This is a genomic window from Nocardioides sp. 503 (genome assembly GCF_004522095.1).
GTDB lineage: Bacteria > Actinomycetota > Actinomycetes > Propionibacteriales > Nocardioidaceae > Nocardioides.
Genome location: NZ_SPUI01000002.1, coordinates 1255035 through 1278889, shown reverse-complemented (window position 1 = coordinate 1278889; position 23855 = coordinate 1255035). Strand labels below are relative to the sequence as shown.

The following is a 23855-nucleotide window of genomic DNA, read 5'->3' as shown; positions in this document are numbered from 1 at the left end:
TTCGTTCGTGAACCGCACACGCGTTCGCACACCGAACAGGAGCACCGTGACCTCGTCCTTCGTGTACGCCGCCGCCCGCACGCCGTTCGGCCGCTTCGGCGGCGCGCTGGCCGAGGTCCGGCCCGACGACCTGGCGGCCGTGGCGCTGCAGGGGGTGCTGGCCAAGACCCCGCAGCTGGACCCCGAGCGCATCCAGGACGTCGTCTGGGGCAACGCCAACGGCGCGGGGGAGGACAACCGCAACGTCGGCCGGATGGCCGTGCTGCTGGCCGGCCTGCCGACCTCCGTCCCGGCCACCACCGTCAACCGCCTCTGCGGCTCCTCGCTGGACGCGGCCATGACCGCCTCGCGCCAGGTCGAGTCCGGCGACGCCGACGTCGTCGTGGCCGGCGGTGTGGAGTCGATGACCCGCGCCCCCTGGGTGCTGCCCAAGCCGTCGCGCGCCTACCCCGCCGGCAACGTCACCGCCGTGTCCACCACGCTCGGCTGGCGCCTGGTCAACGAGCGCATGCCTGCCGAGTGGACGGTCTCGCTCGGCGAGGCCAACGAGCAGCTCGCCGACCGGTTCGGCATCGGGCGCGAGCGGCAGGACGAGTTCGCGGCCCTGTCCCACCGCCGCGCCGACGAGGCCTGGACGGCCGGCTTCTACGACGACCTGGTGGTGCCCGTGCCGGGCGCCGAGCTGACCCGCGACGAGAGCATCCGAGCTGGCTCGACCGCCGGCAAGCTGGCCGGCCTCAAGGCGTCGTTCCGCTCCGACGGGACCATCACCGCGGGCAACGCCTCCCCGCTCAACGACGGCGCCTCGGCGCTGGTCATCGGGTCCGAGGCCGCCGCCGACACGATCGGCGTGGCCCCGCTCGCCCGGATCGCGGGCCGTGGCGTGCACGCGCTGGCGCCCCAGGAGTTCGGGTTCGCCCCCGTCGAGGCGGCCGACAAGGCACTGGCCCGCGCCGGGATCCGCTGGGACGACGTCGCGGCGGTCGAGCTCAACGAGGCCTTCGCGGTGCAGTCGCTCGCGTGCCTCGACGCCTGGAAGGTCGACCCCGCCATCGTCAACGCCAAGGGGGGAGCCATCGCGATCGGGCACCCGCTCGGCGCCTCCGGCGCGCGCATCCTCGGCACCCTCGCCCACCGCCTGCGCGAGTCCGGCGACCGCTGGGGCGTCGCGGCCATCTGCATCGGTGTCGGCCAGGCGCTCGCGGTGGTCCTGGAGAACCAGGCGTGACGGCGTTCTTCGAGGGGGCGACCGGGGCCGAGGAGGCCTTGGTCGACGTCGCGGACGGCGCCACCGTGCTCGTCGGCGGCTTCGGCATGGCCGGGATGCCGGTCGACCTCATCGACGCGCTGATCCGCCAGGGGGCCACCGACCTCACCGTGGTCTCCAACAACGCCGGCAACGGCGACACCGGCCTGGCCGCGCTGCTGGCCAAGGGCCGGGTCCGCAAGGTGGTCTGCTCCTTCCCCCGCCAGTCCGACTCGTGGGTGTTCGACGGGCTCTACCGCGACGGCCGCATCGAGCTCGACGTCGTGCCCCAGGGCAACCTCGCCGAGCGCATGCGCGCCGCCGGCGCCGGGATCGGGGCGTTCTTCTGCCCGACCGGGGTCGGCACTCCGCTCGCGGAGGGCAAGGAGACCCGTGAGATCGACGGGCGCACCTACGTCCTCGAGTACCCGATCAAGGGCGACGTCGCCCTCATCGGCGCCCACCGCGCCGACCGCGCCGGCAACCTCGTCTACCGCAAGACCGCCCGCAACTTCGGGCCGGTCATGGCCACCGCGGCCACGACCGTCGTGGCGCAGGTGAGCGACGTCGTCGACACCGGCGAGCTCGACCCCGAGGCCGTCGTCACTCCCGGCATCTACGTCGACAGGGTGGTCTCACGATGACGCTCACCAAGGACGAGATGGCCGCGCTCGTGGCCCGCGACATCGCCCCGGGTTCGTTCGTCAACCTCGGCATCGGCCAGCCGACCACCGTGGCCGACCACCTCGACGCCGGCTCGGGCGTGGTGCTCCACACCGAGAACGGCATGCTCGGCATGGGCCCGGCCGCCACCGGCGACGCGGTCGACCACGACCTGACCAACGCCGGCAAGGTCCCCGTCACCGAGCTGCCCGGCGCCGCCTACTTCCACCACGCCGACTCCTTCGCCATGATGCGCGGCGGCCACCTGGACGTCTGCGTGCTCGGCGCGTTCCAGGTCTCGGCCGCGGGCGACCTCGCCAACTGGCACACGGGAGCGCCCGACGCGATCCCGGCGGTCGGTGGCGCCATGGACCTCGCGATCGGCGCCAAGCAGGTGCTGGTGATGATGACGCTGTTCGCCAAGGACGGCTCGCCCAAGCTCGTGCCGGCGTGCACCTACCCGCTCACCGGCCTGGGGTGCGTGGACCGGGTCTACACCGACCTCGCGGTCTTCGACATCACCCCGGACGGCGTGCGGGTCCGCGAGACCTTCGGGATCACGACCGACGAGCTGGCCGCGCGACTCGACGTCGACATCACGGAGTAGGTTCGAGCCATGAGCGATCCCTCCGCGGACGAGTCCCGCATCGACACCCGCGCCGAGCTGCTCCCGGAGGAGCAGGAGGCCGGCAGCGCCGACCCGCACGCGCAGGCCGAGGCGATCCTCGCCGAGTCCGACGAGCGCACCAACGCGCCCGAGGAGACCCGCCACGACTCCGTGCAGACGCCCGATGCGCCCGAGGCCACGCCCGGGCACCAGGCCGAGGCGGCCGCCGAGGCGGAGCGGGACTCCTAGACCCTCGGCTCGCGCCGTTCCCGTCGCTCAGGCGGGAGTGGCGAAGAAGTACGTCGTCAGCGTGTAGCCGGCCGCAGTGAGCAGCTCGGCCAGCGGCTGGTCGGACGGCTGCTGCGTGACCACCGAGACCCGCGCTCCGCGGCGCGCGGCCGACTGCTCGGCGGCGCGCAGCCCGTCCACGGACTCCAGCGACGTCACCAGCAGGACCGGCCCGCCCGGGTCGTAGACCGGGGGAGAGGGCACCAGCTGCGCCTCGGCCCCCTCGACGCTGAGGCGGTGCTCCTCCGAGACGACGTTGAGGCCGGTGCCGGGCTCCAGGTCGCGGTGCCACCAGATCTCGGCGGCCTCGAGCCCCAGGTCCAGGGCGGCGTCGAGGCGTTCGGACTCCCACGCCGGCACCACGAACCGCACCGGCGCCAGCGCGGTCGCCTGCCGCAGCAGCGCCACGCCCTCGGTGGCCCAGTGCTCCGCGGGCTCGACGACCATGTCGTCGACCAGCAGGTAGGCGCCGGGATGCATGGCCACGAGGTAGCCGTGCTCGCTGCGCAGGCTCAGGGTCGCGGAGTCGTCGATCAGGTGCGAGAGGAAGGCACGGTGCCGCTCCACCGCGTCGGCGGCCGGGCGCCAGAAGCGCGGCGCGTGCGGGGCGAGCCGCTCGCGGCGGACGCGGGTGTGCTCGACCGCCCAGTCGAGGTCGTCCTGGGTGAGGGGTCGGAGGTCGTCGGAGGTCACGACTCGACGACGAGGTCCTCGTCGGACCAGAAGGCGCGCATGCTGAGGATCCTGCCAGCGTCGTCGAAGGTCATGACCTCCAGGGGCGCCATCCGGTACTTCATCCCGCCCGCCTCGGTCACGATCTCGAAGTGGAACGCCGCCTGGCCGGCGCACGCGCGCAGCGTCACGAGGTTCGTCGTGATCGTCAGGCCCTCGAGGCCGGCGTAGAACGCCCGGATCGCCTCGGTCCCGCGCAGGGCGTCGGAGCCGACCGGGTCCTCGAGCGTGGCGTCCTCGGCGTAGAGCGCCACGATCTCGGCCGCGGTGCCGGTGGCGACCAGGTCGAGATAGCGCTGGACCGTCGAGCGGATGTCTTCGTTGGAGGCGACCACGAGGTCTTTATAACAGGTTCTAGTTCTGCCGGCCGTCGGTCGTCGGCTGCGACGGGCCTAGGCTCGGCGCCATGGACGACCCGGGTGTCTACCGCGCCCCGCTGCGCTCGCGGCGCGACGACGTCGACCACGAGGCGGCGGTCGAACGGGCGCTGTCGCGCGGGCTGTGCGGGGTCGGCGGGGTCCTGCCCCGTCCACCGCAGGCCCTGGCGGAGGCACTGGCCGAGACCGAGGAGCTCCACGGCGACCGCGTGGCCCGCCGGCTCGAGCGCTTCGCCGCCGTCCCCGACGGCGCGCAGGTCTGGACCCGCACCCCGGGCGGCCCGTTCCACCGCGGCTGGCTCACCGGCCCCTGGTCCTACGACGGCAGCAGCGCGGCGGCGACCCTCGACCTGGCCCACGTGCGGCCCTGCGACTGGGACCCCGAGCCCTGGGACGAGCACCGCCTGCCCGCCGCGGTCGCCCACACCTTCCGCCGCGGCGGCCGCAACTTCCAGCGGATCCGCGCGGCGGCGTACCAGCCGCGCTGACGCGCTGCCGTTTCCCCAAGGTATGCAGCCCGAGCGTCACTTCCCTCGGTGTGCAGCGCGAGGGAAGTGACAGCTTCCCTGCATACCTTGGGGAAACGGCACCGCGGCGCCGACGTCCCTACGCCAGGTCAGGGTGCGCCCGCCCGGCGACGAGCGGCAGGTCGACGTAGGTGCGCACGCCCGGGGGCGCGGCGACGACGTACGGCACCGAGTTGACGCAGTGCATCGCGGTGACCACGATCCCGGGGTTGCGCACGAGACCCTCCGCGACCGTGTCGGGCTGCCAGCCCTTGATCGAGACGAAGGTGTCGGGGTCGCCCCTGACCTCGACCTCGAAGCGCTCGCCCTCGGGCCCGAAGTCCCAGGCCGGGTCGAGGTGCTCCTCGCCCATCAGCCAGTTGACGGCCACGCGCACCACCACCTGGTCGCGCACGAGCGCCTCCCACACGAAGCGCTGGCCGGCGACGCGGCCGGGCTCGATGACGCCGATCGGCGAGTCGATCGGCGAGGTCGCGACCGCGAGGTCCAGGGTGGAGCGCACCTGCGCGTCGGGGGAGAACCCCAGCACGTCCAGGCACATCCGCACCGACCGCACGAAGCCGGCCGACAGCAGCTCGAGCATCGGCCCCGACCGCGCCTCCTCGGGGGTGCCGCCGAAGCACATGACGTGACGCACGACGTCGGGGGCGTTGTAGGTGCGGATGTCGGAGAACTCCTCGCCGCGCACGTAGGTCACCGCCGACGACAGCGAGGAGAACATCAGCGGGTGCAGGTCCGGTACGCCGCCAGGGTTGACGCCCGTGCCGTGCACGCTGGTGCCACCGGCCTGGCAGGCCTCCTCGAGGATCGCGCGCTGCCGCTCGCCGGGGTAGATCCAGCCCACCGGCGTCACGACGTTCTTGCCCGAGCGCAGCAGCGCGGTCACCTCCTCGGTGACCCCCACCAGCGGCGTGTAGATGACGCAGTCGGCGTCCAGCGCGAGGATCTCGTCGACGTCGGTCGTGGCGAGCACGCCGGTCGGTCCGGCGCCGATGATGGTCCCGACGTCGACGCCGTGCTTGTCCTGGGAGTGCACGTAGCAGCCGACCAGCTCGAGGTCGGGATGCAGCAGCACCCCCTCGATCGCGGCGCGGCCGACGCCGCCGGTGGCCCACTGGACGACGCGCACGGCCACGAGTGCTCCTACAGGCTCGACATGAGTCCTACGGGCGACGGGGTGAAGCCCGGGAAGACCGTAGCGGTCGAGGCGCGGAAGCGGGAGGAGACGACCTCCGACAGCACGCTGCGATAGTCGGTGGTCACGCGCAGGTCGGCGTCGTCGGCGAGGGTGAGCCCCGGCCAGGTGCCGTAGACCTTGCCGCCCTTGACCCCGGCGCCGGCCACGAGCATGACGTTGCCGTAGCCGTGGTCCAGGCCGTAGTTGTCGTTCTCCACGGTCCGTCGCCCGAACTCGCTGAGCACCACCAGCGTCACCTTGGTCGCCTGGGTGCCGAGGTCGCCCATGAAGGCCGCGACCGAGCGCGCTAGGTCGTCGGTGTTGTCGATCATCCGTCCCCAGGCCAGCGTGCCGAGGTCGCTGTGCATGTCCCAGTCGCCCTGGTCGACGGTGAGCACCTCGACGCCCACGTCGCCGCGGATGATCCGGGCGACCGACGCGAGCGCCTTGCCCAGGTCGCTCGAGGGGTACGACGCGCTGTGGTCGGCCGCACGCAGCACCGGCTGGAACGCGCCGAGCGCGCCGAACGTCGAGCGCATGGCCGTGCCGAGTGGGGTGCGGTTGCCGTCCCACATCGTGTGCAGCGAGCGCTTGCGCCCGTCGCGGACCACCCACTTGTCGTCGCCGGGCAGCGTCATGTCCTGCACCGAGTCGGTCGACATCACGGGCTCGCTGCCGAACAGCGACCCGGGCACCACCCCGGTGCCGACGCTGAAGCCCTGCAGGGGCGAGCTGCCGGGCCGGGCGCCGATGAGCCGGTTGAGCCAGCCCCGTCGCTTGGCGGAGCCGGGGTCGGCGTCCTCGACCTCCTCCATCGCGGCGAAGTGGGAGCGGTTGGGCGCCGGCAGCCCGGTGGCGTGCACGGCCGCGAGGCGTCCGGAGGTCCACAGCGGGAGCAGCGGGGCGAGCTTGGGGTGCAGCCCGAACATCGCGTCGGGTGCGAGGAGCTGGCTCTTGGCGATGGCGAGCCGCGGTCGGGCCTGGTAGTAGACCGGGTCGCCGTGGGGCACGACCAGCGACAGCCCGTCGGCGGCGCCGCGAAGCGATAGAACGACCAGCACCGAGGACGCGGAAGCCGCGGACGCGGGCGCGGCCGTGACGACCGCGGACCCGACCGCGGTCGTGGCGCCGGCCAGCGCGACCGCGCCGGTGAGGAGCCCGCGTCGCGAGATCGCGCGCAACTCGTCGCAGCAGTCGGTGTCGGCGGGCCGGGTCATCGCGTCGTCACTTCGTCAGGTGGTGGGGGGAGTCGAGCAGGGTGGTCAGCAGGCGCGGCATGTTCCACCGGACCAGCCCGTGGCTGCGCGTGATCACCTGGCGGCGCGGGACCCCCACCGCCTCGCAGCAGGCCTTCAGCAGCATCGCGTCGGAGCGGCGCCCGAGCAGCTGCTGGGACAGGTGGTCGACGAGCACGTCGAAGCGCACCCGTCGACGAGGCAGCCACTGCGCGGGGCGCCGGTACGTCGTGCCGGCGCGCGGCCACCAGCCCCCGCTCATCGAGTAGTGCATCTCCAGCGACGCGACCATGCGCGCGGGCGAGGACCAGGAGTCGTCGTCGACCGGCTGCCCGTCGGGACGGGGCCAGGCGAGGGGCAGCGCGCCCAGGCTCGAGGCCTGCCAGATGATCGCGTTGGCGGCGTACTGCTCGGCCTTGGCGCCCGTGGGCCGGGCCGTCGCCACCTGCAGCGCGCGGTAGGTCGACACCACGTCCTCGCCGGGGTCCTTGACCTTGAGGCCCGCCGAGGCGCGGAACGTCGGGTGCGCCACCAGCGCCCGCAGCACCGGCTTGATCGCCGTGCCGTTCGCGAGGTAGACCCGCGCGAGGTGGTCGACGAGCGCCTGCGGCGGGTCGTCGCGCACGAACTTGGTGGCGAGCCTGCGGGCGATCCGCTGGGCGGTGGCCGGGTGGTGCGCGAGGTAGCGCAGGTAGCGGCGCGTGAGGTCGCGGCCGTCGGCGGCGGCGTTGGGGTCGGTGAACCCCAGGACCCGCACGGGACCGGTCCAGTGCTGCTCGGGCTTGTAGGACGGCGCCCAGGTGCGCCACATGTCGACCATCCAGCCGGTCAGGATGCGCGCGGACGACTTCACGTCGTCCTCGGTGAAGGCGCCGCGGCCCACGGTGTGCAGCTCGAGCAGCTCGCGGCCGAGGTTCTCGTTGGGGCGGCGCTTCGTCGACACGGCCTGGTTGAGGTAGACGAGCATCGCCGGGTGGGTGATCGTCTCGCGCAGCAGCGCCTCGAAGGTGCCGAGCGCGTTGCGGCGCACCGTGTCGCCGTAGGAGACCCGGTGGGTGAACTGGGCGTCGCCGTTGACCGGGACGTGGAGGTGGTTCTCCCACAGCTCCGTCATCACCTCCAGCACCTGCCGCTTGCTGTGCATCCGGCGCAGCAGGACGTAGCGCTGGTAGTCGGCCATCACCTCCCAGCCGCCCTCGATGTCCTGGACCTGCCGGGTCCACAGCTCCTGGGGAGACCGGTGGAGGCCGGACCACCAGGTGCGGACGGCGGTCCCGCCCGGGTCGGCGATCCGCTCGGGAGCCAGCTGCTGCTCGAACCAGCGTGCCGCGCCGCGCTGGCGGTGGACGCCGGCGGTGAGGGCCGGCGTCACGCCGTAGGAGAAGCGGCCGACCAGGTGACGCTCGGCGGGGGAGAGCAGGCGGGCCCCGCGGTAGCGCGCCGGTGTCCAGTGCCCGGCGTGCGCCGGTCCGGCGCCGGCCAGTCCGCCCAGGCCGGCGAGCCCGGCCGCGCCGGCTCCGCCGAGCAGTGCGCGCCGGGTGGGCGTGGGGGACGAGGTGCTCATCGTGGCTCCAGGGGTTCCCTACCGAGGATCGGGACGCCCCAGGGTACGACGACCAGAGGCTGCGCGATGCCGATCGGGCGACCGAGTCGCGGGCGAGCGGTGCCCGCCGCCGATCGCGGCCCCGTCGGGCCGTGCGTCTAGGATTGTCGGCTCACCGGCACCCGACCCGATAGGACCCTCAGCCCCCGCCATGGACGGCTCTCAAAGTAGCCCGCTCTCCCACCGCGGAGAGCGCCCGTGACCCCCCTCCTCCTGCTCGCGACGGCCCTCGTGCTGATCGTGATGTCCGGCGTCTTCGTGGCGGCCGAGTTCGCCTTCGTCACCGTCGACCGCGGTCAGGTCGAGCGCCTCGCGGCCGAGGGTGACGCCTCGGCCCAGGGCCTGCTCAGCGGCCTGCGGTCCCTGTCGACCCAGCTGTCCGGCGCACAGGTGGGCATCACGGTCACCAACCTCGGCGTCGGCTTCCTCGCCGAGCCGGCCATCGCCGAGCTCATCGACGACCCGCTGCGCGCCGTCGGCATTCCGGACGGCGTGGTCGCCCCGCTCGCCATCGGCATCGGCCTGGTCGTCGGAACCGTCCTGACGATGATCTTCGGTGAGCTCGTTCCCAAGAACCTCGCGATCGCGCTTCCGCTCGCCACCGCGCGGGCGACGCAGCTGCCCATGCGCTGGTGGACCGCGGTCAACCGCTACCCGATCAAGTTCCTCAACGGCTCGGCCAACGCGGTCGTGCGCCGTCTGGGCATGGAGCCGCAGGAGGAGCTGCGCTCCGCCCGTAGCTCCACGGAGCTCGCCTCGCTGATCCAGCGCTCCGCCGACATCGGGACGCTGGACGCCGACACTGCCGAGCTCATGGAGCGCTCGGTGGAGTTCGGCACCCGCAACGCCGGCGAGATCATGACGCCCCGGGTGCGCACCCGCAGCCTCGAGGTCAACGACCGGGCGAGCGCGGTGATCGAGCTGACCCGGCAGACCGGGCACAGCCGCTTCCCCGTGCTCGACCACGAGGACGTGGTCGTCGGGACGGTGCACGTCAAGAATGCGGTGGCCCTTCCGCTCCACGAGCGGTCCACCACCAAGGTCAAGCACCTGATGGCCAAGCCGATCGTGGTGCCGGACTCCCTGCGCCTCGACCCGCTGCTCGCGCTGCTGCGCGAGGACGGCTTCCAGATGGCCGTGGTCCTCGACGAGTACGGCGGTCATGCCGGCATCGTGACCCTCGAGGACGTCGTCGAGGAGATCGTCGGCGACATCGCCGACGAGCACGACCGGCTGGGCGCCCGCGCGCGGCAGCGCCGCGACGGGGCCTGGTCGTTGTCCGGGCTGCTGCGCCCCGACGAGGTCGAGGACCTCACCGGGGTCGGGCTGCCGGAGGACGAGGACTACGACACGATCGCCGGGCTGGTGCTCAAGGTCGTCGGCCGGGTGCCGGAGACCGGCGACATCGCCGAGGTGCCCGTGCCCGACCGGAGCGACCCCGACGAGCCGCGCGAGCAGCTGGCGGTGCTCACGGTCGAGCACATGGACGGGTTGCGGATCGACCGTCTGTCCCTGCGCCTCCACGACCGGGACGCTGACGAGGTCGCGCCATGAGCCCCGTCGTAGCGCTGCTGGTCGCGCTCCTCCTGCTCCTGGGCAACGCCTTCTTCGTGGGCGCGGAGTTCGCGATGATCTCCGCGCGGCGCAGCCAGATCGAGCCCCGGGCCGAGGCCGGGTCGCGCGCAGCCAAGTACACCCTGAAGGCCATGGAGAACATCGGGCTGGTCATCGGGGTCAACCAGCTCGGGATCACCGTGTGCTCCCTCGTGCTCGGAGCCGTGGGCGAGCCCGCGGTCAGTCACCTCGTGGAGCCGGTGCTCGACGCGGCCCACGTCCCGCACTCACTCCTCCACCCGATCGCGTTCGCCATCGCCCTCCTCGTCGTCGTCTACCTCCACGTCGTGCTCGGCGAGATGATCCCGAAGAACATCGCGCTGGCCGGGCCCGACCGGGTCGCGGTCATCCTCGCGCCGGCGATCTGGGGCTTCGTCACGGTGCTGCGGCCGGTGATCGTCGTCATCAACGGGGTGGCAGCGCTCATCCTCCGGCTCTTCGGGGTCCGGCTCCAGGACGAGGTGGCCTCGACGTTCACGCGTGAGGAGGTCGCGGCGCTCGTCGAGGAGTCCCGCGGTGAGGGGCTGCTCGCCGACGAGGAGTACGACCGCCTGTCCGGCGCCCTGGGCTTCACCGAGAAGACCGTGGCGACGGTGGTGCTCCCGCCCGACACGCTGACGACCGTGCTGCGGGGATCGAGCCCGGCCGACGTCGAGGCCCTGTGCGCCAGCACGGGCTTCAGCCGCTTCCCGGTGGCCGACGTCTCGGGGGAGCTGATCGGCTACCTGCACATCAAGGACGTGCTCGAGCCCGACGAGGCCCGCCGCGAGCAGCCCATCCAGGACAAGTGGATCCGCCCGTTCGCGCCGGTCACCGCCGACGACCAGCTGCAGGAGGCCCTCGAGACGCTGCAGCGTCGCGGCGCCCACATGGCCCGCGTCGTCGACGCCGACGGCGCGACGCTCGGGCTGGCCACCTTGGAGGACGTGATCGAGGAGCTCGTCGGTGAGATCCGGGACGCCGCGCACCACGACGCCCCCCACGAGGCGGTCCTCGAGACGGCACGGCAGGACGACGCCTGACCCTCCCCGACTCGGGCCGTCCCGGCCGCTAAAGTGTCGGCCACAGGCTCGGAGCAGCACCTCAACACCCGGAATGCAGGCATCAGTGGCGGACGACTCGGCGCGCGAGGACCGCGTCTGGACGGTTCCCAACCTGCTGAGCGCCCTCCGGCTGGCCGGGGTGCCGGTGTTCCTGTGGCTGGTCCTCGGACCGGAGGAGGACGGCTGGGCGCTGGCGCTGCTGATGGTCTCCGGGTTCACCGACTTCCTCGACGGCTGGCTGGCCCGCCGGTGGAACCAGCAGTCGCTGGTCGGGCAGATCCTCGACCCGGTCGCCGACCGCCTCTACATCCTGGCCGTGGTGGTCGGGCTCGCGCTGCGCGACGTGATCCCGTGGTGGATGGCGGTCTCGCTGCCGCTGCGCGACGCCCTGATGTGGGGCCTGGTGCCCCTGCTGCGCACGCGCGGCTACAGCGCGCTGCCCGTGCACTTCCTCGGCAAGGCGGCGACGTTCAACCTGCTCTACGCCTTCCCGCTGCTGCTGCTCGGCGACGGCGAGGGCACCGTCGCGCTGCTCGCCCGGGTCTTCGGGTGGGCGTTCGCCTTCTGGGGGATCGGCCTCTACTGGTGGGCCGGGGTCCTCTACGCCTGGCAGGTGCGCAAGCTGCTGATGACGACCGAGCGACGGGTGGCAGTGCGCGATGCCTGAGTCCCCGGACCTGCCGCCGCGGGTCACCCTGCCGCTGCTGGACCTGATCCAGCGCCAGTCCCTCGACGAGGACTATCTGATCGCGGCCGAGCGCCGCGCCGCCAGGACCGCCGCGGGCGAGCCGGTCCCGCCCGGCTCGGGCGGGCACCCGAGGCGCATCGCGGCCGTGGCGGTCGCGGTCTTCGGGGTCATGGCCGCGACCGCGGCGGTCCAGACCCAGCGGGACGCGGAGGTGCGCGACGAGGGTCGCGCGAGCCTGGTGGCGCGCATCGACGACCAGGGCGCGCGCGTCTCGCGGCTCCAGGCCCGCATCGCCGACCTGCGCGAGGCCAACGCCGACGCCGAGGACCGGGTGCGCCGCCTCAACGAGGGGGAGCAGGCCCTCACCCCGCGGCTGCGCCGGCTCGGGGTGCGCACCGGCTTCACGCCCACCCGGGGCGAGGGCATCCGGGTCACGGTCAAGGACGCCACGTCCGGTGACCTCGACGGCACGGTGCGCGACGAGGACCTCGCGCTGCTGGCCGACGGGCTGTGGGCCGCCGGCGCCGAGGCGATCTCGATCAACGGCCAGCGACTGACGGCGCTCAGCGCGATCCGGACCTCGGGCGTGCCCATCGAGGTCAACGGGGTCGGCATCGCCTCGCCCTACACCGTCTTCGCGATCGGCGACCGGGCCACGATGCAGGCGGCCCTGATGGACACCAGCAGCGGGATCGCCTTCGACGGCCTGTCGCGACGCTTCGGCTTCACCTACGAGCTGCAGAATGAGGACCGCATGTCCCTGCCCGCCGGCCCGCGGTCGTTCCTGCTGCTCCGCTCCGCGGAGCAGCGCCGGTCCGACGAGCAGGTCCCGCCCAAGCTCGAGGAGGAGCCGCTGTGATCGCCGTACTCGGCCTGGCCGTCGGTGTGCTGCTCGGCGTCTTCCTCAAGCCCGACGTGCCGCTGGGCCTGGAGCAGTACCTCCCGATCGCGGTGGTCGCCGCCCTGGACGCGGTCTTCGGCGGCCTGCGCGCCTACCTCGACGGCATCTTCGACGACAAGGTCTTCGTCGTCTCGTTCCTCAGCAACGTCGTCATCGCCGCCGGCATCGTCTACGTCGGCGACAAGCTCGGCGTCGGTGGTCAGCTCTCCACCGGCGTGATCGTGGTGCTCGGGATCCGGATCTTCTCCAACGTCGCCGCCATCCGGCGGCACCTCTTCCATGCCTGAGGCCGGCGCGCCGACCGGCCGGGACCGGCTGCGCCGGGCGCTGACCACGGCCTCGCGACGCCAGCTCGTGGTGGCGGTCCTGCTGGGGCTCGTCGGCTTCGCGGTGGTCACGCAGGTGCGCACCACCGACGAGCGCGACGACTACTCCACCCTGCGCCAGCAGGACCTCATCGACGTGCTCGACGGCCTCTTCGGCACCACCCAGCGCACCGAGACGCAGATCGCGCGGCTCGAGGCGACCCGCGAGGACCTGCAGTCCGAGACGAGCCGTCGGCAGGCGGCGCTGGAGCAGGCCGAGACCGAGGTCGACACCCTCTCGATCCTCGCCGGGCTCGTCCCGGTGACCGGCCCCGGCATCCGCATCACCGTCACCGAGGTCGACGGCCAGGTGAAGGTCGCCTCCCTGATCGACACCGTCCAGGAACTGCGCACCGTGGGCGCCGAGGCCATGCAGGTCAACGGCGAGGTCCGGGTCATCGCCCAGACCTCGTTCACCGACGTCACCGACGCCATCGCCATCGACGGCGTGACCGTGGAGTCGCCGTACGTCATCGACGTCATCGGCGACCCCGACGTCCTGGCGGGGGCCATCACCTTCCCGCTCGGCCCCCGAGCCAAGCTCCTGGCCGACGGGGCCGAGCTGCGCGTGGAGAAGCTCGCCTCGCTCGACATCGAGGCGGTCGTGGAGCCGCAGCAGCCTGAGTACGCCCAGCCCGACGGTGGGCAGTAGCCTTCACGAGCCAGGCTGTACCCGCCCGAGCGCGGCTCGGCGTCGACCGGAGGAGATCTCGCTTTGTACCCCGATGACCTGAAGTACACCGTCGAGCACGAGTGGGTCCGCTCCCCGGGCGAGCACGAGGGCTCGGTGCGGGTCGGGATCACCGACTTCGCCCAGGACGCGCTCGGCGACATCGTCTACGTCTCCCTGCCCGAGGTCGGCGACACGATCGAGTCCGGCAGCACCTGCGGCGAGCTGGAGTCGACCAAGTCGGTCAGCGACATCTACGCCCCGGTGACGGGCGAGGTCGTGGCCCGCAACGAGACGCTCGACGCCACCCCCGAGCTCGTCAACAGCGACCCCTACGCCGGCGGCTGGCTGTTCGAGGTCGTCGCCTCCGACCCGGCGCAGCTCGACGACCTCCTCGAGGTCGACGCCTACGTCGCCACCCTCGACGGGTGAGCGGGAGCGGTCGCGCGGATCGGTGTTGATCCGCCGACCGTGACTGATAGGTTCGGAGCAACCGTCACCCTCAGCCCTGCCTTGAGGGTTCTGCTGGGTGGACCCTGACCGGAGGATGAATTCGATGCCGTTCTGCACCGCGTGTGGCACGCAGAACCCCGCCGACGCCCGCTTCTGCGCCCAGTGCGGCACCCGTCTGGTGCGCGCCGACGACTCCGGCGGCATCTCGACCGACTCCTTCCCGGGGCCGGGGGACTCGATCGGTGAGTCCACGGCCACGATCCAGATCGGCACCGCGGGCGACCGCGTCGAGACCTCCGACCGCCAGCTCAACCCGGTCGACGCCGCGGCGGTCGACGCGCTGCCCACCGGGCACGCGCTGCTCGTCGTGCAGAAGGGCCCCGGCTCCGGGAGCCGCTTCCTGCTCGACGCCGACGTCATCAACGCCGGGCGCCACCCCGACAGCGAGATCTTCCTCGACGACGTGACGGTCTCGCGGCACCACGCGGTCTTCGAGCGCTCCGCCGACGGCTTCACGGTGAGCGACGCGGGCAGCCTCAACGGCACCTACGTCAACCGCGACCGGATCGAGAAGGTCCAGCTCAACGACGGCGACGAGGTACAGATCGGCAAGTACCGGCTGGTCTTCTTCTCCGGGCACGAGAGCACCTGAGCGTGGCCGGCTCCGCGATGCCGGGCAGCCCGGCGGGAGGCTCTCGGGCGCGGATGAACATCGGGCAGGTCCTCGACCAGCTCCGTGCCGACTACCCGGGGATCACCATCCCCAAGATCCGCTTCCTCGAGGACAAGGGGCTGATCAAGCCCGAGCGGACGCCGTCGGGCTACCGCAAGTTCTCCACCGACGACGTCGAGCGCCTGCGCTACGTGCTGCGCATGCAGCGCGACCACTACCTCCCCCTCAAAGTCATCGGCGAGCACCTGGACGCCATCGACCGCGGCCTCGAGCCGCCGCCGATCGAGGCCGTCGTCCCGACCGTGCCGAAGGTGGCGCTGGCCCCCGACGGCCTGCCCAGCGCGGAGTCCTTCTCCCGCCGCGACCACCTGCGTCTCTCGCGCCGTGAGCTGGTCAAGATCGCCGGCATCACCGAGGAGCTGCTGGTCCAGCTCGAGCAGTACGGCCTGGTCACCCCGCGCGCGGGCACCGGGCACTTCGACACCGACGCCCTCGTCATCGCCCAGACGGCCCGCGAGCTGGCCGAGTTCGGCTTCGAGCCGCGCCACCTGCGCGCGTTCAAGACCTCCGCCGACCGCGAGGTCGGCCTCGTCGAGCAGGTCGTGGCGCCGCTGCGCAACGGCCGCGACGCCGCCGCGCGAGGTCGCGCCGACGACGCCGTCTCCGAGATCGCCGCGCTGTCGGTGCGGCTGCACGCGACGCTGGTCAAGGCCGGGCTGCGCCCCTCCTGACCGCCGTACCGCCGGCTGCGCGGGCGGTGTCCGCGTCCGGGACCGCGGAGTAGGGTTGAGGCATGCGGGAAGTCGATGTCATGGGAGTCCGGGTGGAGATGCCCTCCAACCAGCCGATCGTCCTCCTGCGGGAGGTGTCGGGGGAGCGCTACCTGCCGATCTGGATCGGTGCGGTCGAGGCCACGGCCATCGCGTTCGCGCAGCAGGGCGTCGTCCCGCCGCGCCCGCTGACCCACGACCTGATGAAGGACGTCCTCGAGGCCACCGGCAACGAGCTGACCGAGGTGCGCATCACCGACGTCAAGGACGGCGTCTTCTTCGCGACCCTGGTCTTCGACTCCGGCACCGAGGTGAGCGCGCGCCCGTCCGACTCGATCGCGCTCGCGCTGCGCACCGGCACGAAGATCCTGTGCGCCGAGGAGGTCCTCGACGAGGCCGGGCTGGCCGTGCCGGCCGAGCAGGAGGACGAGGTCGAGAAGTTCCGCGAGTTCCTCGACCAGGTGACCCCCGAGGACTTCGAGTCCACGCCCGAACAGTGACTCTCAACCTGAGATTGAGGGTTGCGACACGCCGCCGGCGTCTTTGACGCCCCTCGGGATCGGGCCTACCTTGAGATGTCTCTGTTGTAACTCCACCGCTGTGGTTGCTCCCTCCCGGGAGTGCCCGTCCTTCCCCGGAGCTACGTCCAACGGAGTAGACCCACGGAGGACCGTGTGAACGAGCACCAGCCCGAAGCCGGCACGAGCGCCGACACCGTCGAGGCGGTCGAGGCCGCCGAGGAGCAAGGCCTCCTCTTCACCGACGACGTCTCGCCGCTGCCCAGCGACCTGGGCTACCGCGGTCCGACCGCCTGCAACGCCGCAGGCATCACCTACCGCCAGCTCGACTACTGGGCGCGCACCGGCCTGATCGAGCCCACCGTGCGTGGCGCGACCGGCTCCGGCTCGCAGCGGCTCTACTCCTTCCGCGACATCCTGATCCTCAAGGTCATCAAGCGCCTGCTCGACGCCGGCATCTCGCTGCAGCAGATCCGCACCGCGGTCTCCCACCTGCGCGAGCGCGGCACCGACGACCTGACCCGCGTCACCCTGATGAGCGACGGCGCCTCGGTCTACGAGTGCACCAGCAACGACGAGGTCATCGACCTGCTCCAGGGTGGCCAGGGCGTCTTCGGCATCGCCATCGGCGGCGTCTGGCGCGAGATCGAGGGCACCCTCGCCGAGCTCCCCAGCGAGCGCGCCGAGGACTCCACCCCCGCCCAGACGGCCAACGACGAGCTCGCGGCGCGCCGCGCCGCCCGCCAGACCGGCTGACCCGGCTCCACCAGCTCCTGCTCCGGCGGACTCGTCACCCTCGAGGTGGCGGGTCCGTCGTCATTTCGGCGCTGCCGCTCGGCGTGCGGCGCCGCTGACCCCTGCGGTTTGGTCACCAACCGCACCTCTGAGTGCCCGAAACGTGCGGTCTGTGACCAAACCGCAGGCCTGAGGGCCGGCAGACGCCGGGACACGAGACGAGGACTCGGGCGGGGAGAGGGCGGTTGCTAGGCTGAGGACGCTGACTGATCCCGCACGGGAGAGTCTTCGCTCGCCGGACACCGCGCCGCCTCCACCAGGGTGCGAGGCCCGACGGGAACGAAGCGCCGAAGGGGCAATTCCTCCCCGGAACCTCTCAGGCGCCAGGACCGTGCGGAGCAGGCGACTCTGAAGGACCCTTCCGGTCCGACAGAGGGGGAGGGTGAAGGTGCTGACGAGCCCGACCCCCGCTGCCTGAGGAGACCCCTGTGTCCGACCACCCCAGCCTCACCGACCTCGACGGCGCGCTGCCGTTCGTCGACCGGCATATCGGGCTGCGGCCCGCCGACGAGCGGGTCATGCTCGAGCGGCTCGGGTTCGACACGCTCGACGACCTGATGGCCTCCGCGGTGCCCGGCGGGATCCGCGCGGCGGCCGACCTGGACCTGCCCTCGGCGCTCACCGAGGAGGCCACGGCCAAGGAGCTGCGCAAGATCGCCGCGGCCAACCGGCCCGGCGAGGCGATGATCGGCCTGGGCTACCACGCCACGATCACGCCGCCGGTGGTCCGGCGCAACGTGCTCGAGGACCCCAGCTGGTACACCGCCTACACGCCCTACCAGCCCGAGATCTCCCAGGGCCGGCTCGAGGCGCTGCTCAACTTCCAGACCGTCGTCGGGGACCTCACCGGCCTGCCGACCGCCAACGCCAGCCTGCTCGACGAGGGCACCGCCGCCGCGGAGGCCATGACGCTCGTACGCCGCGCCAACCGCAAGGCCAGCGGCCCCTTCGTCGTCGACGCCGACGCGCTGCCCCAGACCATCGACGTGGTCCGCACCCGCGCCGAGGGCCTCGGCATCGAGGTCGTCGTGGCGGACCTCGCGCAGGGCCTGCCCGAGGGCGAGCTGAGCGGGGTGCTGGTGCAGTACCCCGGCGCGTCCGGCCGCATCGTCGACCCGCGGCCGCTGGTCGAGGCCGCCCACGAGCGCGGCGCGCTCGCGGTGGTCGCCGCCGACCTGCTCGCGCTCACCCTGCTCGAGTCACCGGGCGAGATGGGCGCCGACGTCGTCGTCGGCTCCTCGCAGCGCTTCGGCGTCCCGCTGTTCTACGGCGGCCCGCACGCCGGCTTCATGGCCGTCGGCCAGGGCCTCGAGCGTCACCTGCCCGGTCGGCTGGTCGGGGTGTCCGTGGACGCCGAGGGCCGCCCGGCCTACCGGCTCGCGCTGCAGACCCGCGAGCAGCACATCCGCCGCGACAAGGCGACCTCCAACATCTGCACCGCCCAGGTCCTGCTGGCCGTCGTCGCGTCGATGTACGCCGTCTACCACGGCCCCGAGGGGCTGCGCGCGATCGCGACCCGCACGCACCGCTACGCCGCCGTGCTCGCCGGCGCCCTGCGCACCGCCGGGATCGAGGTCACGCACGAGCAGTTCTTCGACACCCTCACCGTCTCGGTCCCGGGGCGCGGCGCGGAGATCCAGGCCGCCGCCCGCGCGATGAACATCCACCTCCGGCTCGTCGACGCCGACACCGTCGGCATCTCCACCTCGGAGTGCACCACCGGCTCCACGATCGGCGGCCTGCTCAAGGCCTTCGGCGTCACCGTCGACGTCGACGCGGTCGACCAGGCCACCGGCGACGCGCTGCCCGACGCCCTGCGCCGTACGACGCCCTACCTCACCCACGAGGTCTTCTCCGCGCACCACAGCGAGACCCAGATGCTGCGCTACCTGCGCACCCTCTCGGCCCGTGACTACGCGCTCGACCGCGGCATGATCCCGCTGGGCTCCTGCACGATGAAGCTCAACGCCACGACCGAGATGGAGCCGGTGTCGCTGCCGGGCTTCGCCGACCTGCACCCGTTCGTGCCGGCCGAGGACGCGCTGGGCTACCGCAAGCTCGTCGACCAGCTCGAGGGCTGGCTGGCCGAGGTCACCGGCTACGACCGGGTCTCGATCCAGCCCAACGCCGGCTCGCAGGGCGAGCTCGCCGGGCTCCTCGCCATCCGCGGCTACCACCACGGCCGCGGCGACACCGGCCGCGACGTCTGCCTCATCCCGTCCTCGGCGCACGGCACCAACGCCGCGTCCGCGGTCATGGCCGGCATGAAGGTCGTCGTGGTCAAGGCCGCCGACGACGGCACCGTCGACCTCGCGGACCTGCGCGCGCAGTGCGAGAAGCACGCCGAGGACCTCGCGGCGATCATGGTGACCTACCCGTCGACCCACGGCGCCTACGAGGACACGATCTCCGAGCTCTGCGAGATCGTCCACGCCCACGGTGGCCAGGTCTACGTCGACGGCGCCAACCTCAACGCGCTGCTCGGCTACGCCAAGCCGGGCGAGTTCGGCGGGGACGTCTCGCACCTCAACCTGCACAAGACGTTCTGCATCCCGCACGGCGGCGGCGGCCCGGGCGTCGGGCCCGTCGCGGTCCGCGCGCACCTCGCGCCGTACCTCCCCTCGCACGCCATGCACCCCGAGGAGGAGAAGCGTCACGGCATCGGGCCGATCAGCGCGGCGCCGTACGGCTCCGCCGGCATCCTGCCGATCTCGTGGGCCTACATCCGCCTGATGGGCGGTCCCGGACTGACGCGGGCGACCGCGACCGCCGTGCTGTCGGCCAACTACGTCGCCGCACGACTCGGCGAGCACTACCCGGTGCTCTACCGCGGCCACGGTGGCCTCGTCGCCCACGAGTGCATCCTCGACGTCCGCGGCATCACCAAGGACACCGGAGTCAGCGTCGACGACGTGGCCAAGCGCCTCGTCGACTACGGCTTCCACGCCCCGACGATGTCGTTCCCGGTCGCCGGGACGCTGATGGTCGAGCCGACCGAGTCCGAGGACCTGGCCGAGATCGACCGCTTCTGCGAGGCGATGATCGCCATCAAGGGCGAGATCGACCGCGTGGGCGCGGGGGAGTGGACCCCGGAAGACTCCCCGCTGCGCGGCGCGCCGCACACCTCGCGGGCGCTGGTCGGCGAGTGGGACCGCTCCTACTCCCGCGAGCTCGCGGTGTTCCCCACCGGGATCGACCCCGACAAGTACTGGCCGCCGGTCGGCCGCATCGACCAGGCCTACGGCGACCGCAACCTGCAGTGCTCCTGCCCGCCGCTGGAGGCCTTCGCCGAGTGAGCGGTCCCTGGGAAGCCCGCCTCACCGCGCTCCAGGCGCGCGGCCGGCTGCCGTCGGTCGTGGCGGGCGTCCTGCGGGGCGGTGAGCTCGTCTGGACCGGGGCCGTCGGCGGCTCGCTGGAGGACCGCTACCGCATCGGCTCGATCACCAAGACGCTGACGGCGGTGGCCGTGCTCCAGCTGCGCGACGAGGGACGGCTCTCGCTGGACGACCCCCTCGGCTCGGGGGTCCCGGAGAGCGGGTACGCCGCCGCCTCGGTGCGCCAGCTGCTCGCGCACACCTCCGGGATGCAGAGCGAGCCGGTGGGCTCGTGGTGGGAGCGCTCGCCCGGCGTCGACTTCGCGACCCTGGTCGCCGCCAACGACGGCTCGGGCGCCGTGCTGCCGCCGGGGGAGTTCCACTACTCCAACCTCGGCTACGCCCTCCTCGGCGAGCTCGTCGCCCGGTTGCGCGGCGAGAGCTGGTGGGAGGTCGCCTCGCGGCGGGTGCTCGCGCCGCTGGGCATGGACCGCACGTCGTACGCCGACGACGCCCCCGCCGCGCAGGGCTGGAGCGTCGACCACTTCGCCGGCACCCTCACCGCCGAGCCCCACCACGACACGGTGGCGATGGCGCCGGCCGGTCAGCTGTGGAGCACCGTCGCCGACCTGGCCGTCCTGGGCCGCTTCCTGGTGCGGGGCCACCCCGACGTGCTCGCGGCAGCGACGGTGCGCGAGATGGCCGAGCCGACCAGCGACACCTACGGGCTCGGCCTGTGGCTGAGCGACCTCGATGGCCGCCGCTGGGTCGGGCACCCCGGCTCGATGCCGGGCTTCCAGGCCGGTCTGTTCGTCGACCCCGAGACCGGCGACGGCGCGGTGGCGCTGGCCGCCGCCACCACAGGCCTGGACACCCGCCGGTTGCCGCAGCTGCTGCTGGGCAGTGGTCCCGTCCCCGACGTCGAGCCGTGGGTGCCCTCGACCGGGGTCCCGGACGCGGTGGCCGACCTGCTCGGGCTGTGGTTCTGGGGCAACACCGCCCTCGAGCTGCGCTGGCACCACGAGACCCTCCAGCTGTGCGGCCTGGCCTCCGGCGAGGTGACCGACGTGTTCGAGGCCCGCGGCGACGCCGTCGTCGGCACGGCCGGCTACCACCGCGGCGAGACGCTGCACGCCGTACGCCGCGAGGACGGCCGCCTCGACCACCTGGAGTGCGCGACGTTCGTCTACACCCGCGCGCCCTACGCCCCGGTGGGCGTCACTCGCTGACCGGCGTCTTGGTCACCCTCAGCCGGTAGAAGAACGCGGGGTCGCAGCGGAGGGGGACTGTGGCGCCGTCGTAGCGCAGGACGAGGCGGTGGGCCAGACGCCGGTGGTAGCCGTGCATCACCACGTGCTGGCCGGCGTCGTCGAGCTCCTCGTGCACCCGGGTGCGCGGCCCCACCCGCGTGGCGGTGCCGACGATCCGGGCCCGCTTCCCGTCGACGGTGATCGCTGCGCGGACCTTGCGGCCCTTCAGGATGTCCTTCGGCTCACGTGAGGCCGCCCGCTTCGGGTCGTCGTCCAGCACGACCTGGAGGTAGTTGCTGTAGGTGTCGTTCTCGTAGAGGTTCACGTAGGCCGAGAGCCCGTCGGCCTCGCCGGTGCACTCCAGCACGACGCCCTTCTCCACGACCGCCTCTGAGGCGCGCGGGGAGGCATCGGTGGCAGGGGTGAGGGCGCTCGCGCTCGAGGCGGTCAACGCCAACAGAGTGGTGGCGACCGTGGCGGTGGCGGTGGTGATCCGGGTGGTGCGGGTGCTGCGCATGCGAGGAGCTCCTGTGAGTGGTGTGGTCGGTACAGGAGCAGGACGCGAGGAGCGCCCCCAGGGTTGCAGTCAGCCGGGCGCCGGTCCAGACCGGCCGTCCACGGCGGCCACCACCGAGACCAGGCCCATCCCCACTGCGACGACGACGGCGGCCCACGACCAGTCGCTCACGAGGTGACCCAGCCGCGCCTGCGCTGCGACGAGGCTCCCGAGCTGCACCGTCACCGCGGCCACCCACGCCCAGGGCGTACGGCGCACGCTCGCGGCCGCCGCGGCGAGCACCAGCGGCGCAGCCACCACCCAGGCCAGCCACGCGACGTAGACCGGGTGGCCGTGCTCGCGCAGCCACGCCGCCAGCCCCAGGGCGTCGGCGCCCTGAGCCAGGACCGCGACCGCGGTCAGGGCCGCCACCGCCACGAACGCGGCCGCCGTGACGCGGAAGATCAATCGCCGTCCTCGCCGACGCGCTCGCCGTCCTCGATGCCGGCGATGCACGAGCGGTCGCCGTCCTGCTCCACGAGCACGACGACGTCGAGCTCCTTGCCTTCGAGGGCGTCCTCGTCGCTGGTCGCGCGGACGCGGAAGCTGCCGGTGGCGTCGCCCTCGACGTCGCTGACCTCGTAGTCGACCTGGGGGTCCTCGCCGCCGGCCTCCTCGCGGCCCTCCGAGATCAGCGCGTCCAGGTCCGCACGCTGCTTCTTGGTCGGCGCCGTGCAGAGCAGGTCGATGCCGGCGTCGACGTCGAGGTCCTCGGCCGCCTCGACCGCCTGGTCCGCCACGTCCTGCACGCTGGTCGCGTCACCGCCGGTGAACGCGAAGACCGCCCCGCCGATCGCGAGGATCAGCAGCAGCACGCCCCCGGCGACGTACCAGCCCAGGCGCGACTGCCTGCCGTCGGTCGGGGATCCGGCGCCCGGAGGCCCGGCGGGCGGTCCCGAGGGAGGTCCGGCAGGAGGAGACGGGGGACCAGCGGGCGGCGGGCCGGGAGGCCGGGAGTCGGACATGACTGGCATGGTGCCGCCTCCCGGCCCACCTCAAACGCGGGGAACCCTCAGCGCTGTGCGCTCCAGAGCCTCTCGACGCGCGGGGCGAGCGGGACGGTCCGCTCGGGGACCGCTCGGCCGGCGCCCTGGGGCAGCGTGATGTTGCGGACGGTGCCCTCGCCGGCCAGCACGAAGATGCGGGGCAGGTAGGCGATCCAGTCGACGCGCTCCCGCTTGACCGTGATCACGGCGCGCTTGCGCCCGGCGAGGCCGAGACGGCCGTCGGGCCGCTTCCGGCCCTGGTCGCCCCACAGGACGACCACCTTGCGCTCGTTGGGGTTGACGACTCGGAGCTTGCCGGGCCGGCCGGCGATCTTGGTGACGCGCACCGGCTTGACCTTCTTGACCGTCACGGTGAGCGTGCCCGGCGTCAGGTAGTCGAGGTCGCACGCGTAGTAGGTCACCTGGTAGGTGCCCGGCTTGAGGCGAGGCATGGCCCCGACCGCGAGGGCCCCTCCCGACGCCACGGCCAGCAGGTTCCTCGAGGACGTCTCGGCCACGCGGCAGACCTGCAGCTCGTCGCCCTGGGGGTCGCTGTCGTTGGCGAGGACGTTGACGGACTGGATGCCACCGTCGGGCCCCGCCCACAGCGTGGCGGCGTCCGGCCCGGTGACCGGGGCGTCGCTGGCCTCGTCGGCCGAGGCCGGCGCGACGGGCGAGGCGGCGAGGGTGCCGAGCGCCAGGCCCAGGCTCACGACGGTCGCGGTGGCCCAGCGTCGTACGTGGTGGCGTGTCGGGGTCATGCGTGGCTCCTTGTCCGTGGCCACGGGGTCGTGAGCCGAGGTG

27 protein-coding genes and 1 riboswitch are annotated in these 23855 nt (G+C 72.8%); of the genes, 18 read left to right on the top strand and 9 right to left on the bottom strand.

Annotation, left to right across the window (positions count from 1 at the left end; translation table 11 throughout):
* Positions 1-46: 46 nt before the first annotated feature.
* The 4 genes from E4622_RS07130 to E4622_RS07115 are packed head-to-tail and all read left to right on the top strand — an operon-like array spanning position 47 to position 2765.
* Positions 47-1228, top strand: a complete 1182-nt coding sequence (locus E4622_RS07130) for a thiolase family protein (RefSeq protein WP_134739319.1) — start codon at positions 47-49, stop codon at positions 1226-1228.
* Entirely contained in the window at positions 1225-1890 is a 666-nt protein-coding gene (locus tag E4622_RS07125; RefSeq protein ID WP_134739318.1) for a 3-oxoacid CoA-transferase subunit A, read from the top strand. Before E4622_RS07130 ends, E4622_RS07125 begins: the two co-directional genes overlap by 4 nt.
* Positions 1887-2516: a 3-oxoacid CoA-transferase subunit B gene (locus E4622_RS07120; RefSeq protein ID WP_134739317.1), complete on the top strand. Its 630-nt coding sequence runs from the start codon at positions 1887-1889 to the stop codon at positions 2514-2516. The genes E4622_RS07125 and E4622_RS07120 overlap by 4 nt, the downstream gene beginning before the upstream one ends.
* Positions 2517-2525: 9 nt before the next feature.
* The gene (locus E4622_RS07115; RefSeq protein ID WP_134739316.1) at positions 2526-2765 is read left to right on the top strand and encodes a hypothetical protein; all 240 of its coding nucleotides are present in this window, start codon (positions 2526-2528) and stop codon (positions 2763-2765) included.
* Positions 2766-2792: 27 nt separating this feature from the next.
* Here the strand turns inward: E4622_RS07115 and E4622_RS07110 are convergent, their stop codons facing one another.
* Entirely contained in the window at positions 2793-3497 is a 705-nt protein-coding gene (locus tag E4622_RS07110; protein WP_134739315.1) for a hypothetical protein, read from the bottom strand.
* Positions 3494-3871 carry a nuclear transport factor 2 family protein gene (locus E4622_RS07105; RefSeq protein WP_134739314.1) on the bottom strand — a complete coding sequence of 126 codons (378 nt, stop codon included), beginning with the start codon at positions 3869-3871 and terminating at the stop codon, positions 3494-3496. The genes E4622_RS07110 and E4622_RS07105 overlap by 4 nt, the downstream gene beginning before the upstream one ends.
* A 71-nt stretch (positions 3872-3942) precedes the next feature.
* On the opposite strand from E4622_RS07105, the gene E4622_RS07100 reads away from it, so the two are divergent.
* Positions 3943-4401: a GAF domain-containing protein gene (locus E4622_RS07100; protein WP_134739313.1), complete on the top strand. Its 459-nt coding sequence runs from the start codon at positions 3943-3945 to the stop codon at positions 4399-4401.
* 118 nt (positions 4402-4519) lie between these two features.
* On the opposite strand, the gene E4622_RS07095 is transcribed toward E4622_RS07100, so the two are convergent.
* Genes E4622_RS07095 through E4622_RS07085 form a run of 3 tightly spaced genes read right to left on the bottom strand, consistent with a single transcriptional unit; the run spans position 4520 to position 8416 of the window.
* Positions 4520-5575, bottom strand: coding sequence for a dihydrodipicolinate reductase (locus E4622_RS07095; protein WP_134739312.1), 1056 nt, complete (start codon positions 5573-5575; stop codon positions 4520-4522).
* 8 nt (positions 5576-5583) lie between these two features.
* On the bottom strand, positions 5584-6834 hold the full coding sequence (locus E4622_RS07090) for a DUF1501 domain-containing protein (protein ID WP_134739311.1): 1251 nt from the start codon (positions 6832-6834) through the stop codon (positions 5584-5586).
* A 7-nt stretch (positions 6835-6841) separates the two neighbouring features.
* The gene (locus tag E4622_RS07085) at positions 6842-8416 is read right to left on the bottom strand and encodes a DUF1800 domain-containing protein (protein WP_134739310.1); all 1575 of its coding nucleotides are present in this window, start codon (positions 8414-8416) and stop codon (positions 6842-6844) included.
* Positions 8417-8653: 237 nt separating this feature from the next.
* Between E4622_RS07085 and E4622_RS07080 the strand changes: the two genes are divergently transcribed.
* From E4622_RS07080 to E4622_RS07020, 13 genes are all read left to right on the top strand, one after another.
* On the top strand, positions 8654-10009 hold the full coding sequence (locus tag E4622_RS07080; protein ID WP_134739309.1) for a hemolysin family protein: 1356 nt from the start codon (positions 8654-8656) through the stop codon (positions 10007-10009).
* Positions 10006-11091 carry a hemolysin family protein gene (locus E4622_RS07075; RefSeq protein ID WP_134739308.1) on the top strand — a complete coding sequence of 362 codons (1086 nt, stop codon included), beginning with the start codon at positions 10006-10008 and terminating at the stop codon, positions 11089-11091. Before E4622_RS07080 ends, E4622_RS07075 begins: the two co-directional genes overlap by 4 nt.
* A 73-nt stretch (positions 11092-11164) precedes the next feature.
* On the top strand, positions 11165-11779 hold the full coding sequence (locus tag E4622_RS07070; protein WP_134739307.1) for a CDP-alcohol phosphatidyltransferase family protein: 615 nt from the start codon (positions 11165-11167) through the stop codon (positions 11777-11779).
* Complete coding sequence (locus tag E4622_RS07065; RefSeq protein WP_134739306.1) at positions 11772-12659, top strand: DUF881 domain-containing protein; 888 nt, start codon at positions 11772-11774, stop codon at positions 12657-12659. The genes E4622_RS07070 and E4622_RS07065 overlap by 8 nt, the downstream gene beginning before the upstream one ends.
* The gene (locus E4622_RS07060; protein WP_134739305.1) at positions 12656-12988 is read left to right on the top strand and encodes a small basic family protein; all 333 of its coding nucleotides are present in this window, start codon (positions 12656-12658) and stop codon (positions 12986-12988) included. Before E4622_RS07065 ends, E4622_RS07060 begins: the two co-directional genes overlap by 4 nt.
* Entirely contained in the window at positions 12981-13718 is a 738-nt protein-coding gene (locus E4622_RS07055; RefSeq protein WP_134739304.1) for a DUF881 domain-containing protein, read from the top strand. Before E4622_RS07060 ends, E4622_RS07055 begins: the two co-directional genes overlap by 8 nt.
* A gap of 63 nt (positions 13719-13781) precedes the next feature.
* Complete coding sequence (gene gcvH / locus E4622_RS07050) at positions 13782-14168, top strand: glycine cleavage system protein GcvH (protein WP_134739303.1); 387 nt, start codon at positions 13782-13784, stop codon at positions 14166-14168.
* A gap of 124 nt (positions 14169-14292) precedes the next feature.
* Complete coding sequence (locus E4622_RS07045) at positions 14293-14841, top strand: FHA domain-containing protein (protein WP_134739302.1); 549 nt, start codon at positions 14293-14295, stop codon at positions 14839-14841.
* A 53-nt stretch (positions 14842-14894) separates the two neighbouring features.
* The gene (locus tag E4622_RS07040; RefSeq protein WP_245155913.1) at positions 14895-15593 is read left to right on the top strand and encodes a MerR family transcriptional regulator; all 699 of its coding nucleotides are present in this window, start codon (positions 14895-14897) and stop codon (positions 15591-15593) included.
* Between the two features lie 62 nt (positions 15594-15655).
* Positions 15656-16132 (top strand): bifunctional nuclease family protein, encoded by a 477-nt coding sequence (locus E4622_RS07035; RefSeq protein ID WP_134739301.1) that lies wholly within the window; start codon positions 15656-15658, stop codon positions 16130-16132.
* A gap of 174 nt (positions 16133-16306) precedes the next feature.
* Positions 16307-16906 (top strand): MerR family transcriptional regulator, encoded by a 600-nt coding sequence (locus E4622_RS07030; RefSeq protein WP_134739300.1) that lies wholly within the window; start codon positions 16307-16309, stop codon positions 16904-16906.
* A gap of 246 nt (positions 16907-17152) precedes the next feature.
* Positions 17153-17287, top strand: a riboswitch (glycine riboswitch).
* 86 nt (positions 17288-17373) lie between these two features.
* A complete protein-coding gene (gcvP, locus tag E4622_RS07025) occupies positions 17374-20241 on the top strand; it encodes an aminomethyl-transferring glycine dehydrogenase (RefSeq protein ID WP_134739299.1) in 2868 nt (955 codons plus the stop codon).
* Positions 20238-21488 (top strand): serine hydrolase domain-containing protein, encoded by a 1251-nt coding sequence (locus tag E4622_RS07020; RefSeq protein WP_134739298.1) that lies wholly within the window; start codon positions 20238-20240, stop codon positions 21486-21488. Before gcvP ends, E4622_RS07020 begins: the two co-directional genes overlap by 4 nt.
* Here E4622_RS07020 and E4622_RS07015 read toward each other — a convergent pair.
* From E4622_RS07015 to E4622_RS06995, 4 genes are all read right to left on the bottom strand, one after another.
* Positions 21478-22026 (bottom strand): hypothetical protein, encoded by a 549-nt coding sequence (locus E4622_RS07015; RefSeq protein ID WP_134739297.1) that lies wholly within the window; start codon positions 22024-22026, stop codon positions 21478-21480. The genes E4622_RS07020 and E4622_RS07015 overlap by 11 nt on opposite strands.
* 69 nt (positions 22027-22095) lie before the next feature.
* Positions 22096-22473, bottom strand: a complete 378-nt coding sequence (locus tag E4622_RS07010) for a hypothetical protein (RefSeq protein WP_134739296.1) — start codon at positions 22471-22473, stop codon at positions 22096-22098.
* Positions 22470-23030 carry a hypothetical protein gene (locus E4622_RS22685; RefSeq protein ID WP_167735995.1) on the bottom strand — a complete coding sequence of 187 codons (561 nt, stop codon included), beginning with the start codon at positions 23028-23030 and terminating at the stop codon, positions 22470-22472. The genes E4622_RS07010 and E4622_RS22685 overlap by 4 nt, the downstream gene beginning before the upstream one ends.
* Positions 23031-23077: 47 nt before the next feature.
* Positions 23078-23812, bottom strand: coding sequence for a hypothetical protein (locus E4622_RS06995; protein WP_134739294.1), 735 nt, complete (start codon positions 23810-23812; stop codon positions 23078-23080).
* Positions 23813-23855 lie beyond the last annotated feature (43 nt).